Origin of the sequence: Streptococcus pseudopneumoniae ATCC BAA-960 = CCUG 49455 (genome assembly GCF_002087075.1) — a bacterium.
In the GTDB taxonomy this organism is placed as follows: domain Bacteria; phylum Bacillota; class Bacilli; order Lactobacillales; family Streptococcaceae; genus Streptococcus; species Streptococcus pseudopneumoniae.
In genome coordinates, this window is record NZ_MWSM01000009.1 from 58,251 (window position 1) to 73,124 (window position 14,874).

Consider the following 14,874-nt stretch of genomic DNA (forward strand, 5'->3'; position numbering starts at 1 on the left):
CCTCCCTTAAATCGCATTCTTGTCAAAACCGAGTTTGCGTTGAATAAACTTAACGATTTCGACGATGATAATCATTGAGAAGCTTCCAGCCATAACAATTCCCCATTGTGACAAGTCTAGTTTGGTTACGTGGAAGATTCCTTCAAGCGGTTCTACAACGATTGTTGCCATGAGAAGGATAAAGGATACCAAGATGGACCAGTTAAAGGTCTTAGACTTGAATGGGCCAACTGTCAAGATGGATTGGTAGACAGACTTGACATTGTAGGCATGGAAGAGCTGAATCAAACCAAGGGTTGCAAAGGCCATCGTTAGGGCATCTGCATGAATAGCATGATTGTCACCCACATGAACTGGGTAAGCAATCGCAAGGCCATAAACACTCATAACAAGAGCTGCTTGGAGTACACCTTGATAAATGATAGAACTCAAAACACCACCTGAGAAGAAGCTTGCCTTGCGTCCACGTGGTTTATGATTCATGACACCAGGCTCCGCAGGTTCAACACCAAGAGCGATAGCTGGGAAGGTATCCGTTACCAAGTTGATCCACAAAAGATGAACCGGCTGTAAGACATCCCAACCAAACAAGGTTGATAGGAAGATGGTTAATACTTCAGCAGTATTGGCAGAAAGTAGGTACTGAATAGTCTTTTGAATGTTTGAGAAGACCTTACGTCCTTCTTCCACTGCGACGATAATAGTCGCAAAGTTATCATCTGCAAGAATCATATCAGAAGCCCCCTTAGAAACCTCTGTACCAGTGATTCCCATACCGATACCGATGTCTGCTGTTTTCAGAGCTGGGGCATCATTGACACCGTCACCTGTCATGGCAACGACCTTACCTTGTTTTTGCCAAGCCTTGACGATACGAACCTTGTGCTCTGGAGACACACGGGCATAAACAGAGTATTGACCAACAACTTTTTCAAAGTCTTCATCAGATAATTCGTTGAGCTCAGCACCAGTTAAAACGTGGTCTTCTGTATCGTTTGCATCAATGATTCCCAAACGTTTAGCAATAGCTTCTGCTGTGTCTTGGTGGTCACCTGTAATCATGATTGGACGGATTCCAGCTTCCTTAGCCACACGAACAGCCTCAGCAGCTTCAGGACGTTCAGGGTCAATCATTCCAATCAAACCAGTGAAGATTAAATCATTTTCAAGCTCTTCAGAAGTCAGATTTTCTGGAATACTATCAATAATCTTATAAGCACCTGCAAGGACACGCAAGGCTTGGTGAGCCATTTCAGAGTTGTTTGTGTGAATGAGGTTTGTAACCTTCTCGTCAATCGGAGCAATATCACCAGCTTTGTCACGAAGAACACAACGTTTCAAAAGTTGGTCTGGCGCACCTTTGACTGCTACAAGGAAACGACCATCTGGCAATGGGTGAATCGTTGACATGAGTTTACGGTCAGAGTCAAATGGCAACTCAGCTACACGAGGATATTTGTCTAAAAATCCTTTAACATCGTAGCCCTTGTCCAAGGCATACTGGATGAAGGCTGTTTCGGTTGGATCACCGATCAAGTTTCCTTCCACATCGATTTTCGTATCGTTTGCCAAGACAACTGAACGTAGAAGCGGCATTTCAAGACCTAGTTCAATGTCGTCAGCTGAGTCATGTAGGACTGCATCGTAGAAGACTTTTTCGACTGTCATCTTGTTCATAGTCAGCGTACCAGTCTTATCAGAAGCGATGATTTCAGTTGAACCAAGTGTTTCAACTGCTGGCAATTTACGAACGATGGAATGGCGTTTGGCTAAAACTTGAGTACCAAGGGAAAGAACGATGGTAACGATAGCAGGAAGTCCTTCTGGAATGGCTGCAACGGCAAGGGCAACAGAAGTCAACAACTCACCAAGTGGACTTTTCCCTTGAATGAAGACACCCACTACAAAAGTAACAAGGGCAATGACCAAGATAGCATAGGTCAAGACCTTAGAAAGGTTGTTCAAGTTTTGTTTGAGGGGTGTATCCGTCTCATCCGCATCTTGAAGCATACCAGCAATATGACCAACTTCCGTGTACATCCCTGTATTGACAACAACACCCATCCCACGACCATAGGTCACGTTAGAGTTTTGGAAGGCCATATTGACACGGTCACCAATACCAGCATCTGTCGCAAGCTCGACTGACAAGTCTTTTTCGACTGGCACAGACTCACCTGTCAAAGCAGCTTCTTCGATCTTAAGAGAGTTGGCTTCTAGCAAACGTAGGTCTGCTGGCACAACGTCACCTGCTTCAAGGGCAACGATATCTCCAGGTACCAATTCTTTTGAATCAATCTCCGCCATATGCCCATCACGAAGAACGCGAGCAGCTGGACTTGACATAGATTTGAGGGCTTCAATGGCTTCTTCTGCTTTTCCTTCTTGGTAAACACCAAAGGCAGCGTTAATGATAACCACGGCTAAAATGATAATGGCATCTGCGATATCTTCCCCACCAGAAGTCACGACTGACAAGATTGCTGCTGCAACTAGGATGATAATCATCAAATCCTTAAATTGCTCGATGAATTTGACCAGGATTGATCGTTTCTCGCCTTCTTCGAGTTCATTGTGGCCAAATTCGGCAAGGCGCTTTTCCGCCTCACTTGATGACAAACCTTGCTCGGTCGCATCCACAGCCTTCAAGACCTCTTCAGGACTCTGAGTGTAAAACGCTTGGCGTTCTTGTTCTTTTGACATGTGTCTCCTCCTTGACATTGTGTGCAAAACAGACTCTCTTTTCCCTCATCGCATCTTTTCACGACAAACAAAAAGAGACCTGTTAATCATAACAAGTCTCGCTGTTTAAGATAGGGCCGGAAAACATACTTTTCAGTATAAAATTCGGAATGACGACACTATCACAGGTTTCTGCCAGCTACTCCCTTGAGTAGTACTATTATACCAAATTTTGGGGAGTTTTAAAAGAGTAAAAACTACCTTATTTGAATTTTCCCTTGAAAACCAGTATAATGGTAGAATGCTATATGACTAGAAAGGAAGTTGAATGAAGCAATCTATCTCAAATCTCAAGTTAGCTGAACGTGGTGCCATTATCAGTATTTCAACCTACCTGCTCTTGTCTGCAGCGAAATTGGCTACTGGCCATCTTCTTCATTCATCCAGTTTGGTGGCCGATGGTTTCAACAACGTGTCGGACATCATTGGAAATGTGGCCCTCTTGATTGGAATCAGGATGGCACGCCAGCCTGCTGACCGAGACCACCGTTTTGGCCACTGGAAGATTGAGGATTTGGCTAGCTTAATCACTTCCATCATCATGTTCTATGTTGGCTTTGATGTTCTAAGGGATACCATTCAAAAGATTCTCAGTCGGGAAGAAACGGTCATTGATCCTCTGGGTGCAACTCTAGGAATTATGTCTGCAGCAATCATGTTTGTGGTCTATCTCTACAATACTCGCCTCAGTAAGAAATCCAACTCCAAAGCACTGAAGGCCGCAGCAAAGGACAATCTTTCTGATGCTGTTACCTCACTTGGTACTACCATTGCCATCCTAGCTAGTAGTTTCAATTATCCCATTGTGGATAAACTGGTTGCTATCATCATCACTTTCTTTATCTTGAAGACTGCCTATGATATCTTCATCGAGTCTTCCTTTAGCCTTTCGGATGGCTTTGACGACCGTCTGCTTGAGGATTATCAAAAGGCCATCATGGAAATTCCCAAAATCAGCAAGGTTAAGTCCCAAAGAGGTCGTACCTACGGTAGCAACATCTACCTGGATATTACGCTAGAGATGAACCCTGACCTGTCTGTTTTTGAGAGTCATGAAATCGCGGATCAGGTCGAGTCTATGCTGGAGGAACGTTTTGGGGTTTTTGATACCGATGTCCATATTGAGCCAGCGCCTATCCCTGAGGATGAAATTTTAGACAATGTCTATAAGAAATTGCTTATGCGTGAACAATTGATTGACCAAGGAAATCAACTGGAAGAACTATTGGCTGATGATTTTGTCTATATTCGCCAAGACGGAAAGCAGATGGATAAAGAGGCCTATAAAGCAGAAAAAGACTTGAATTCAGCTATCAAGGACATCCAAATCACTTCCATCAGTCAAAAGACCAAACTCATCTGCTATGAATTAGATGGTATCGTCCATACCAGTATCTGGCGTCGCCACGAAACTTGGCAAAATGTCTTCCACCAGGAAACAAAAAAAGAATAGAGAAATCCTGTCATGAGACGGGATTTTTCTATTCTTCTAACTATCAAATTCACTGAGATACTCATAGCGTTCGTATTTTTCAAGGAGTGCTTCATTTTTCTCATCCAATTCTTTTTGGAGAGTAGCCAGCTTACCAAAGTCAGAGCCGTTAGCCTGCATTTCCTCTTCAATAGCAGCGATACGGTTTTCCAAGGCTTCAATATCGCCTTCAATGCTTGCCCACTCCTGCTTTTCTTGGTAGGTCATGCGTTTCTTGCCTTCACGAACCTTGACCACTTTCTCCTTTTCAGCCTTTTGCACTTGATTGGCCATCTCTGTTTCAAAGACTTTTTCATCAAGATAGTCGGTATAATGACCAAAGAAAGGACGAATCTTGCCATCCTCAAAAGCGAGAATCTTAGTCGCTGCCTTATCCAAGAAATAGCGGTCGTGACTAACAGTCAAAACTGGACCAGCAAAGCCTTGCAAGAAATTCTCCAAAACTGTCAAAGTTGCAATGTCCAAATCATTGGTCGGTTCGTCCAAGAGAAGAACATTTGGTTTTTCCAAGAGCAGTTTGAGGAGATAAAGACGTTTTTTCTCTCCACCAGACAATTTCTCAATCAAGGTTCCATGCGTCGAACGTGGGAAAAGGAACTGCTCCAGCAACTCTGCAATGGAAGTCGTAGAACCACCACTGGTTTTGACCTCTTCTGCCACTTCCTGCAGGTAATTGATCACTCGCTTGCTTTCATCCAAGCTCTTAATTTGCTGAGAGAAATAGGCGATGCGAACAGTTTCCCCTATCACAACTTGACCTGCTGTCGGCTCAAGGCTGCCTGCAATTAGATTGAGCAGGGTTGATTTCCCAACACCGTTATCCCCAACGATTCCGATGCGGTCTTTGGCTTGCACCAAGAGATTAAAATCTTGCAAAATAGGCTTGTTTTCATAGGCAAAGGAAACATCCTGAAACTCGATGACCTTTTTCCCAATCCGACTGGTTTCAAAGTTCATGGTCAAGTCTGTCTCATCAGTATTGCCTGAAACTTCCTTTTTCAGGTCGTGGAAACGATTGATACGAGCCTGCTGCTTGGTCGCACGCGCCTGCGGTTGTCTACGCATCCAGGCCAATTCCTGCTTATAGAGTTGTTCTTTTTTGTGGAGAAGAGCTGCGTCACGCTCGTCCTGTTCCGCCTTAAGGCGAACATAGTCCTGATAATTCCCTTGATACTCGGTCAATCCAGCTCGATCCAACTCGAAAATCCGAGTTGACAAAGCATCCAAGAAATAACGATCGTGAGTGATAAAGAGAACTGTCTTCTTAGAATTTTTTAAAAAGAGGGTCAGCCACTCAATAGTCGCAATATCCAGATGGTTGGTTGGCTCATCCAGCAGCAAGAGGTCGTGATTACCAAGAAGAACTTGCGCCAACTGGACCCGTCTTCTTAGACCACCTGACAATTCCCCAACAGGAGTAGATAAGTCCTGAATCCCCAGCTTGCTGAGAACAGTCTTGACCTGACTCTCGATTTCCCAAGCTTGGAGAGAGTCCATTTCAGCCATGACCCGTTCCAAACGAGCCTGCTTGTCCTCACTGTAGTTGAGCATGATCAACTCATACTCACGAATGAGCTGGATTTCCTTGAGGTCGCTGGAAAGAACCGTATCCAAGACCGTCTTGCTATCATCAAAATCAGGATCTTGAGTCAAATAACCAATCTGGTAATCATTCTTAGCCGAAAAGGGACTGACATCCCCATCAAAGCCAGAAACGCCAGAAAGAACATCTAAAAGGGTGGTCTTCCCTGTTCCATTGACACCAATCAAACCAATTCTGTCTAGGTCATGGATGATAAAGGAAATATCCTTAAAAACGGTCTTATCACCGACAGATTTACTTAGTTTTTCAACGATAAAATCACTCATTTCTTCTCCCTCAGATAAGCATGGATGGCTTGTCGGTCATTTTCCAATTCTCCATCGACAATGGCATACTCAATCTCTGTTAAAATCTCTCCCAAGTCTGGTCCCGGCTGATAACCATATTCCTTGATCAAAATGCCACCATTAATCTGAATTTCTTTCTTGTCATGAATGGTCAAACTCTGATAGGTTTCTGTTATGACTTGTGGGTTGACTGGTTTTCCCTGGGTATGACGAAGATTTTCAGCCTGTAAAAGCAACTCCAAGTCAAAGCGGTAACAATCGCGCTTGCTCAATTCTCCCTTTTCACGCAGAGCCAAAATAGTCAGCAAATCCTGAACTTGCTTGGCAAACTGGCGTGAGGTCTTCCAAGCTTTCAAAAATGGCTGCGCATTTTCAATCTCCAAAGCCCACAGTAGAGCCGCCCAAGCTTGCTCTGAAGATTCAAAGGTGAAATCAGTCTCTAAATCAAACAGTCTGTTAAGTTTGTCTTGGCTAGATGCCAGATCAGGGAGATAGTCATAAGCTTGACTCTCAATCATGGAAGCCAAGCCCCTTCTCCAAAATGGAGCCAGCAAGAGTTTATCAAACTCAACGAAGGTACGCTCCACAGAAATTTTCTCCAAAAGGGGCGTCAATGTCTTCATAGCTTTAAAGGTTTCTGACTCAAGTTCAAAGCCAAGACTGGCCTGAAAACGGAAACCACGCATAATCCGCAAAGCATCTTCGTTGAAACGCTCACTAGCCACACCAACCGCTCGCAAAACTTGATTTTCTAAATCTCCTAGCCCATGGAACAAGTCAATGATTTCTCCTGTCTCATCCAAAGCAAAGGCATTGACTGTAAAATCACGGCGCTTGAGGTCTTCTTCTAGCGAACGAACAAAGGAAACCGCACTGGGTCTGCGATAGTCCACATAGACATCTTCTGTCCGAAAGGTGGTTACCTCATACTCCTCATCCCCATCTAAGACCAAGACGGTTCCATGCTCGATTCCGATATCGGCTGTTCGCGGAAAAATCTGCTTGGTCTCTTCTGGATAAGAAGACGTCGCAATATCCACATCATGGATAGGGCGATTGAGAAGGGCATCTCGAACAGAACCTCCAACAAAATAGGCCTCAAAACCTGCTTCTTTAATTTTTTCTAATACTGGTAAAGCCTTCTGAAATTCAGAAGGCATTTGCGTTAATCTCATAATAAGTGTTCTAATCCATAGACAAGCTCATGACGCTTGACAACTTCTTTAATTCCCAAATTCACCCCTGTCATGAAGGAGCTGCGATCATAGGAGTCATGACGGAGCGTCAATCCTTCTCCCTGATTGCCAAAGATGACTTCCTGATGGGCTACCAAGCCTGGTAAACGAACTGAGTGAATCCGCATGCCATCAAAGTCAGCACCACGGGCACCTGCAATCAATTCTTCCTCATCAGGCGCACCTTGCTGAATAGACTCTCGAACTTCTGCCATTAACTCAGCCGTTTTAATAGCTGTTCCACTCGGAGCATCCTTTTTCTTGTCATGATGGAGCTCGATAATCTCCACATTGGGGAAATATTTAGCAGCCTGCCTTGCAAATTGCATAAGCAAGACAGCACCCAAGGCAAAATTTGGAGCGATCAAGCCACCCAAATCTTGGGCACGAGAAAATACTTTTAGCTCTGTAATTTCTTCACTCGTGAAACCAGTCGTTCCAACTACTGGAGCAAAGCCATTTTCAAGAGCAAAGCGTGTATTTTCATAGGCAACAGCTGGAGTTGTAAAATCTACCCAAACATCCGCTTCAAAGCCTGCTAAATCAGCCTTATCCTTGAAAACAGGAATTCCCTGCCATTCTGACTCAGACTCAAAAGGATCCAAAACTGCTACCAAGTCCAAGTCTGGATCAGCCAAGACCATCTGACAAGCAGCTTGACCCATCTTTCCCTTAAAACCAGCAATAATTACTCGAATACTCATCTCTACTCCTGTCTAAGATACAAGGCCTGTAAGAACACAAAGTGAAAATAGGAATTCTGATCAAGAAGTGTCTACTCCTTGGAAGAACTATCTTTTTCACACAGGGTCCCAGGCGTGTTCAATTATCAAGATACAAAGGACCTTAGCTGCCCATGAAAAATAGGGAATGACGCTGACTTGCCACGAAAGGCAAGACAGGCATCTTTTTTCAAGAGGCAGGTAGTCCGTGTTCAATTGCTAAGATACAAGGCATCTTAACTAAGCTAAAAGTCCCAACTAAATCACTGGAATATAACCCAGAGCAATACTTCCTGCGCCTAGGTGTGTTCCAATGACACTACCAAATGTAGCAAGTGAAATATCCGTACCCACTTCAGAATCTAGTAAGTGCTGACGTAATTCCTCAGCCTTTTCAGGAGCATTCCCGTGAATGACAATGACCCGATATTGGCCTGAAGCCGTTGTTTCCTTGATGATTTCAATCAAGCGCTTGGTTGCTTTCTTTTCCGTACGAACTTTTTCGTAAACTTCAATCACACCTTGATCGTTAAAATAAAGGATTGGCTTAATGCTAAGCAAATTGCCCAAAATGGCAGCCCCATTTGAAAGGCGCCCACCTTTTACCAAATGATCCAGGTCATCTACCATGATAAAAGCTGACGTACGGCTGATTTGAATAGCTAGCTTATCCTGAATGATAGCAAAATCATCGCCCTGATCTCGCCAGTTAAAGACGCTTTCAACCATGATGCCTAGGGGAGCGCTTGTAATCAAAGTGTCTGGGAAAGCACTGGTTAAACCTTCATAGTCATCCACCATATACTGAATATTTTGGTAAAAACCTGAAATTCCAGAAGATAGGAACAGTCCCAAGGCATGTGTATAACCTTGTTCTTTGAGCGAAGTTAAGATCTCATCTAACTTGGCAATACTTGGTTGACTGGTCTTAGGCAATTCAGAAGCCTGAGCCATTTTTGGGTAAAATTCCTCAGCAGTCAGATTGATGCCTTCGACATACTCCTCACCATCAATATTGACAGGAATATCCAAGACATACAAATCTTCTCTTTGCAAGGTCTCTGCACTGAGATAGGCAGAAGAATCTGTGATAACAGCTAGTTTCATAATTAGAACTCCAAATTGATTCCTGGTAAGTCTAATGCAATTTCAGTTACTTCGTAAGTCAAACGGTTGAGCATATTCAAACATGGACGAGCCAAAGTTTCCACTTCTTCTTGGCTCAATTCACTTGGTTCATTGACAATACGGCCATCGATATGATTTACCTGTGAAATGGTTCCACTGATGACAAACTTATCAAATACAATCATAAATGTCAAGATGACAATCAAGGAAGTCACTTGATTTTCTTGATTATGTTGGAGCAATTGGAAGTTCACATCCACCTTAGTTTCAGGAGCTCCATTTTCATTTTCCCATTCAAAATTACGCGCATCAAAATGATACTGACTAACAAATTCTTGTTCACGTTTAAGATTCATATCTTTCTCCCTCGGCTACAATATTATAAGCTATTGTACCATAATTTTTTATTTTCATCTAGTTTTCTAAGTTTTAGTCCATCCCAATTTCAGCTCGAACTACGTCTGCGATGGTATCAACATAGTAGTCAACTTCTTCTGTGGTAGGCGCTTCTGCCATAACACGCAAGAGGGGCTCTGTTCCACTTGGGCGTACTAAGATACGACCATTCCCTGCCATTTCTTCTTCCATCTTCTCGATGATAGCCTTGATAGCTGGCACTTCCATAGCCTTTTCCTTCACGGCATTTTCCACTCGGATATTGACTAATTTTTGTGGATAGATGGTTACTTCTGCTGCCAACTCTGACAAGCTCTTACCAGTTTCCTTCATGATTTTTGTCAATTGGACAGCGGATAATTGACCATCACCTGTTGTATTGTAGTCCATCAAGATAACGTGCCCAGATTGTTCACCACCGAAGTTGTAGCCTGATTTTCGCATTTCTTCAACAACGTAGCGGTCGCCAACTGCAGTGACTACCTTGTTAATACCTTCGCGATCCAAGGCCTTGTGGAAACCAAGGTTAGACATAACAGTTGTCACAATTGTATTTTGAGCCAATTGTCCTTTTTCAGAAAGGTATTTCCCAATGATGTACATAATCTTGTCACCATCGACGATGTCGCCATTTTCATCAACAGCAATCAAACGGTCACTGTCTCCATCAAAGGCCAAACCAATAGCTGAGCCGCTTTCTTTGACCACTTCTTGAAGGGTTTCTGGGTGGGTTGAACCAACATTAAGGTTGATGTTAAGACCATCTGGTGTTCCCCCTATAACAGTCAACTGAGCACCAAGGTCTGCAAAGATTTGACGGGCACTTGTAGAAGCTGCACCATGAGCTGTATCCAAGGCAACCTTCATTCCTTCAAGAGGAGTTCCAGTTGAAACAAGGTAGCCTTCATACTTACGCAAGCCTTCTGGATAATCTACCAAGGTTCCCAAGCCTTCTGCACTTGGACGAGGAAGAGTGTCTTCCGCAGCATCTAGCAAGGCTTCAATTTCTGCTTCTTTTTCGTCATCTAGTTTGAAGCCATCACCGCCAAAGAACTTGATTCCATTATCAAGGGCTGGGTTGTGGCTAGCAGAAATCATGACACCGGCGCTTGCTCCCTCAGTTTTTACCAAGTAAGCTACTGCTGGTGTCGCCAGAACACCTAGTTTGTATACGTGAATTCCTACAGATAGAAGACCAGCTACCAAGGCAGATTCTAGCATTTCCCCTGAAATACGTGTGTCACGTCCTATAAAGACTTTCGGTGCTTCCGTTTCATGTTGACTAAGAACATAGCCTCCAAAACGTCCTAGCTTAAAAGCTAATTCTGGAGTAAGTTCTACATTAGCTTCTCCACGGACTCCATCAGTCCCAAAATATTTACCCATTTTTATAAAATCCTTTTTTCTATTTTTAATTCGTTTTTGAACTAGTTGCTTTCGTTGACGAAGATGTCTCCGATGAACTGCTTGTAGTTGAATTTGATGTGCTTGAACTTGGTGCTGCTGGTTTTGTAGTTACCTTCATTGTTGTATCAAAGGGAGTGATAACTGTCGGTAAGACAACACCATTGCGGTCGATTGCCTGCAAAGGTACTGAACCACTGTAATTACCTGTTATGTGTTCGCTAGTTGGCAAGACAGCGATAATCTTATCAATTCTATCCAATGTCTCTTGATCACTCGTAATCGACACTTCTTCATCTGACACCGTGACATTTTCAATCTGTACCCGACTATCAATTTGACTAGGGTCAATCTCTGGTACAACCTTTACCTTATCCTTCTGAGCCTTCTTCCCAATCTTGACTGTAATTTTTTGCGGAGTCGCCACAGCGGTCAGCCCATTGGGTAAATCTTCAATGCTCAAAGGAACTTCAATCGTTCCAACACTGGCATCTGTTAGGTCAGCAGTAACCTTGAATTTACGTGTGCTTTCTTGCATTTCACTAGCTAGCGATAGGCGATTTGCACCAGTCAAGACCACTGAGACTTCTGAAGCAAAACCGCTAATAAAATACTCATCACTATTATAGCGTATGTCAATAGGAACATTTGTTACTGTATTCGTATAGGTTTCCGTTTTTACCTGCCTAGCACTGGTACTGTTTTGAAAATTCGTCGCCGTAGCATAGACAAATAAGACACAAGCAAAAAAGAGTGAGGATATGATATATAAACTATTTTTTTTCATGTTTCCATCCTCCTAGCAATCGTTCTTTAAAACTAAGACCCGCTTCCTCTTTTGGAAGTAAGATTTCACGTAATTCTGTTTCAAATTCATCAAGTGTTAGGTTGTGCTTAAAGCTTCCATTATAGGTTATCGAAATTCCTCCCGTTTCCTCTGATACGACAAAAGTCAAGGCATCTGAGACTTCTGATAAACCGATAGCCGCCCGGTGTCTGGTCCCAAATTCCTTGGAAATCCCTGTGTTTTTTGTCAAGGGCAGATAGGCAGACGTCACAGCAATACGTTCTTCTTTGATAATCACCGCACCATCATGTAGGGGAGTGTTGGGAATAAAAATGTTAATGAGAAGTTCTGCAGAAATCTTAGCATCCAAGGGAATTCCTGTCGAAATATACTCCTGCAAGGTACGTACACGCTGAATAGCAACCAAGGCCCCGATTTTACGAGGACTCATGTATTCAACAGACTTAACAAAGGCACGAATCATCTGTTCCTCAGCACTAATAGGGGCATTGGAAAAGAAATCTGTCGCTCTTCCCAAACGTTCCAAACCAGTCCGAATCTCTGGAGAGAAGATAACAACCGCCGCAATAACCCCATAAGTAATAATTTGATTGATTAACCAAGAAATCGTAGTCAAACCAATCATATTTGCAAGGATTTGAGCTAAAATAAACACCAAAACTCCACGTACCAAAATCATAATCTTGGTTCCTGCAATAGCTTTTGTAAAATGGTATAAAATATAAGCAACAATCAAAATATCAATCAGATTGATAGCTATCGTCCATGGACTTGCAAACAAACTGGTCCAATATTGCAGATTGGATAATTGTTGAAAATTCATCCCTGATATCCTCCCTATCAAAACACTTTCATCCTATTATACCATTTTCTGGCATTTTTTTCCCTATCCTAGTCCATTTTACATTGAACAAAAATATGATAAAATAAACTGACTAGAAAAAACAAAGGAGAAACTATGTCTCAACTCTATGATATTACCATTGTGGGTGGTGGTCCTGTCGGGCTTTTTGCAGCCTTTTATGCCCACCTACGCCAAGCCAAGGTTCAAATCATCGACTCTCTTCCCCAGCTAGGTGGACAACCTGCTATTCTCTACCCTGAAAAGGAAATCCTAGACGTACCAGGCTTCCCAAACCTGACTGGAGAAGAGTTGACTAACCGCTTGATTGAACAGCTAAACAGCTTTGATACCCCTATTCATCTCAATGAAACGGTTCTTGAGATTGACAAACAAGAAGAAGAATTTGCCATCACAACTTCTAAAGGAAGTCACCTGACTAAAACAGTTATCATCGCTATGGGTGGCGGTGCCTTCAAACCACGTCCGCTGGAACTTGAAGGGGTTGAGAGCTATGAAAATATCCACTACCACGTTTCTAACATTCAGCAATACGCTGGTAAGAAAGTGACCATTCTTGGTGGGGGAGATTCGGCTGTGGATTGGACTTTGGCTTTTGAAAAAATCGCACCAACTACCCTTGTTCACCGCAGAGATAATTTCCGTGCCTTGGAACACAGCGTTCAAGCCTTGCAAGAATCATCTGTGACCATCAAGACACCATTCGTCCCTAGCCAACTCCTTGGAGATGGAAACACGATTGATAAACTTGAAATCACAAAAGTCAAATCTGATGAAACCGAAACGATTGACTTAGATCACCTCTTTGTCAACTATGGTTTCAAATCTTCTGTCGGTAATCTTAAAAACTGGGGGTTGGAACTCAACCGACACAAGATTATCGTCAACAGCAAACAGGAATCCAGCCAAGCAGGTATCTATGCTATTGGTGACTGCTGCTACTATGACGGAAAAATTGACTTGATTGCGACAGGTCTCGGAGAAGCTCCAACTGCTGTCAATAATGCTATCAACTACATAGACCCTGAACAAAAAGTACAACCAAAACACTCTACTAGTTTATAAAAAAGAACCACGAGTCACATAGGATGCGTGGTTTTATAATTCATCGGCTTTTACAAATACCTTTACATCGTTTTACTATATCTTACAATACCTTTTAAAATAGCTATATTTTGAGCTTTTAAATAAATGTTTTTACATCATTTTACAGAGATTTACGACACTTTTGCCCCTTTTTTGCCCCCTGTTTTTTTAAAAAACTTCATCAAAACTCTTGACTTTCTCGGTATGCCGTGATATAATATAATCAAGATAAGGAAAGGGGGTGATGAAATTGAACAAAGAAGATTGGCTTAGGTTACTTGAAAAGGCAATAGACAATATTCCTGAAACGGTAACTGCTATCGCAAGTCTAGTGACCGCAATAACGGTCGCAAGGCAAAACAAAAAGCGTAAACCGAAATCCCGTCAAAGAAAAAGGTAAACGCTAAGAGGTTGGGGCGAAAGCCCCTCACACCTCTATTTTATCAAATGAAAAGAGGAAATGCAATGGTCAGCGCAATAGCTATTTTTATAATTGCAATCAATGTATATATTTATCTAAAAAACAAAAAGGACAAATAAGATGAGAAAAGTTATTCAAGAATTGCTAGACAGTTCGATGTCTACATCTACTATTTCGCAAGGTGCTGGAGTTCCATGGACTACTGTTTCTGATCTCAGAAAAGGAAAAACAAGCATGGACAAAATGGCACTTCTCACAGCGGAAAAACTTTATGAATTTGCTACAACTGATAAGCAGTGATTTCGGTCACTGTTTTTTATTTTTAACAAAACACCGTTTTTGACAATGATACACCACGATTTCCTCTCCATATTCTTCACGTAAACGCTTTTTTGAACAATAGGATTGTGATTTTGCTTTCTAATCGTTCAAAATGCCTGTTTTTGCAAAATAGAAATATAAACTCTAATTTTGTTAACATCAACAAAATTGGCAACCAAGCGCTTTATAAAGCTATTTGTTGATGTCAACAAGTCAATTTTTTTCAGACAAACCATTTATTTTGCTACCGACATTAATGTCGGTTGGTTAGATGTTTTCTTGATTCAGACAAACAAAAAACCGCAAGCCTGAGCCTGCGGTTGGTGTAATCTATTTTGAAGCCTTTCTATTTAGTCGTAATCAAGCC

Annotated in this window: 13 protein-coding genes; 4 read left to right on the forward strand and 9 right to left on the reverse strand. The window is 42.4% G+C overall.

The features are described from left to right. Positions 1-6: 6 nt before the first annotated feature. On the reverse strand, positions 7-2,703 hold the full coding sequence (locus tag B4W83_RS02425; protein ID WP_000032387.1) for a cation-translocating P-type ATPase: 2,697 nt from the start codon (positions 2,701-2,703) through the stop codon (positions 7-9). Between the two features lie 307 nt (positions 2,704-3,010). Between B4W83_RS02425 and mntE the strand changes: the two genes are divergently transcribed. Continuing rightward, positions 3,011-4,195 carry a CDF family manganese efflux transporter MntE gene (gene mntE / locus B4W83_RS02430; RefSeq protein WP_000813943.1) on the forward strand — a complete coding sequence of 395 codons (1,185 nt, stop codon included), beginning with the start codon at positions 3,011-3,013 and terminating at the stop codon, positions 4,193-4,195. Positions 4,196-4,231: 36 nt separating this feature from the next. Here mntE and B4W83_RS02435 read toward each other — a convergent pair whose 3' ends face one another. From B4W83_RS02435 to cdaA, 8 genes are all read right to left on the reverse strand, one after another. After that, the gene (locus B4W83_RS02435) at positions 4,232-6,103 is read right to left on the reverse strand and encodes an ABC-F family ATP-binding cassette domain-containing protein (protein ID WP_001279112.1); all 1,872 of its coding nucleotides are present in this window, start codon (positions 6,101-6,103) and stop codon (positions 4,232-4,234) included. Beyond that, positions 6,100-7,299, reverse strand: a complete 1,200-nt coding sequence (locus B4W83_RS02440; protein WP_080572918.1) for a CCA tRNA nucleotidyltransferase — start codon at positions 7,297-7,299, stop codon at positions 6,100-6,102. Before B4W83_RS02440 ends, B4W83_RS02435 begins: the two co-directional genes overlap by 4 nt. After that, positions 7,296-8,063: a 4-hydroxy-tetrahydrodipicolinate reductase gene (dapB, locus tag B4W83_RS02445; RefSeq protein ID WP_000027869.1), complete on the reverse strand. Its 768-nt coding sequence runs from the start codon at positions 8,061-8,063 to the stop codon at positions 7,296-7,298. Before dapB ends, B4W83_RS02440 begins: the two co-directional genes overlap by 4 nt. 276 nt (positions 8,064-8,339) lie before the next feature. Then, positions 8,340-9,188 carry a DegV family protein gene (locus B4W83_RS02450; protein ID WP_000762178.1) on the reverse strand — a complete coding sequence of 283 codons (849 nt, stop codon included), beginning with the start codon at positions 9,186-9,188 and terminating at the stop codon, positions 8,340-8,342. Between the two features lie 2 nt (positions 9,189-9,190). After that, on the reverse strand, positions 9,191-9,565 hold the full coding sequence (locus B4W83_RS02455) for a DUF1149 family protein (protein WP_001050094.1): 375 nt from the start codon (positions 9,563-9,565) through the stop codon (positions 9,191-9,193). Between the two features lie 73 nt (positions 9,566-9,638). Further along, positions 9,639-10,991, reverse strand: coding sequence for a phosphoglucosamine mutase (gene glmM / locus B4W83_RS02460; RefSeq protein ID WP_000521435.1), 1,353 nt, complete (start codon positions 10,989-10,991; stop codon positions 9,639-9,641). 25 nt (positions 10,992-11,016) lie between these two features. After that, entirely contained in the window at positions 11,017-11,796 is a 780-nt protein-coding gene (locus B4W83_RS02465; protein WP_000742288.1) for a CdaR family protein, read from the reverse strand. Beyond that, entirely contained in the window at positions 11,783-12,640 is an 858-nt protein-coding gene (gene cdaA / locus B4W83_RS02470) for a diadenylate cyclase CdaA (RefSeq protein WP_001011065.1), read from the reverse strand. The genes B4W83_RS02465 and cdaA overlap by 14 nt, the downstream gene beginning before the upstream one ends. Before the next feature lie 135 nt (positions 12,641-12,775). Between cdaA and B4W83_RS02480 the strand changes: the two genes are divergently transcribed. The 3 genes from B4W83_RS02480 (at position 12,776) to B4W83_RS02485 (ending at position 14,486) form a co-directional block, all read left to right on the forward strand. Beyond that, a complete protein-coding gene (locus tag B4W83_RS02480; protein WP_000081020.1) occupies positions 12,776-13,744 on the forward strand; it encodes an NAD(P)/FAD-dependent oxidoreductase in 969 nt (322 codons plus the stop codon). Between the two features lie 271 nt (positions 13,745-14,015). Beyond that, positions 14,016-14,165: a hypothetical protein gene (locus B4W83_RS12695; protein WP_001030863.1), complete on the forward strand. Its 150-nt coding sequence runs from the start codon at positions 14,016-14,018 to the stop codon at positions 14,163-14,165. A gap of 141 nt (positions 14,166-14,306) precedes the next feature. Beyond that, positions 14,307-14,486 carry a hypothetical protein gene (locus tag B4W83_RS02485; RefSeq protein ID WP_001233346.1) on the forward strand — a complete coding sequence of 60 codons (180 nt, stop codon included), beginning with the start codon at positions 14,307-14,309 and terminating at the stop codon, positions 14,484-14,486. The last annotated feature ends 388 nt before the right edge of the window (positions 14,487-14,874 follow it).

Bases quoted from the DNA above. Each gene is read 5' to 3' on its own strand.
- B4W83_RS02485 (WP_001233346.1), top strand. From the start codon at position 14,307: ATGAGAAAAGTTATTCAAGAATTGCTAGACAGTTCGATGTCTACATCT.
- B4W83_RS02435 (WP_001279112.1), bottom strand. From the start codon at position 6,103: ATGAGTGATTTTATCGTTGAAAAACTAAGTAAATCTGTCGGTGATAAG.
- B4W83_RS02455 (WP_001050094.1), bottom strand. From the start codon at position 9,565: ATGAATCTTAAACGTGAACAAGAATTTGTTAGTCAGTATCATTTTGAT.
- B4W83_RS02450 (WP_000762178.1), bottom strand. From the start codon at position 9,188: ATGAAACTAGCTGTTATCACAGATTCTTCTGCCTATCTCAGTGCAGAG.
- glmM (WP_000521435.1), bottom strand. From the start codon at position 10,991: ATGGGTAAATATTTTGGGACTGATGGAGTCCGTGGAGAAGCTAATGTA.
- B4W83_RS02480 (WP_000081020.1), top strand. From the start codon at position 12,776: ATGTCTCAACTCTATGATATTACCATTGTGGGTGGTGGTCCTGTCGGG.
- B4W83_RS02440 (WP_080572918.1), bottom strand. From the start codon at position 7,299: ATGAGATTAACGCAAATGCCTTCTGAATTTCAGAAGGCTTTACCAGTA.
- B4W83_RS02465 (WP_000742288.1), bottom strand. From the start codon at position 11,796: ATGAAAAAAAATAGTTTATATATCATATCCTCACTCTTTTTTGCTTGT.
- dapB (WP_000027869.1), bottom strand. From the start codon at position 8,063: ATGAGTATTCGAGTAATTATTGCTGGTTTTAAGGGAAAGATGGGTCAA.
- B4W83_RS02425 (WP_000032387.1), bottom strand. From the start codon at position 2,703: ATGTCAAAAGAACAAGAACGCCAAGCGTTTTACACTCAGAGTCCTGAA.
- cdaA (WP_001011065.1), bottom strand. From the start codon at position 12,640: ATGAATTTTCAACAATTATCCAATCTGCAATATTGGACCAGTTTGTTT.
- mntE (WP_000813943.1), top strand. From the start codon at position 3,011: ATGAAGCAATCTATCTCAAATCTCAAGTTAGCTGAACGTGGTGCCATT.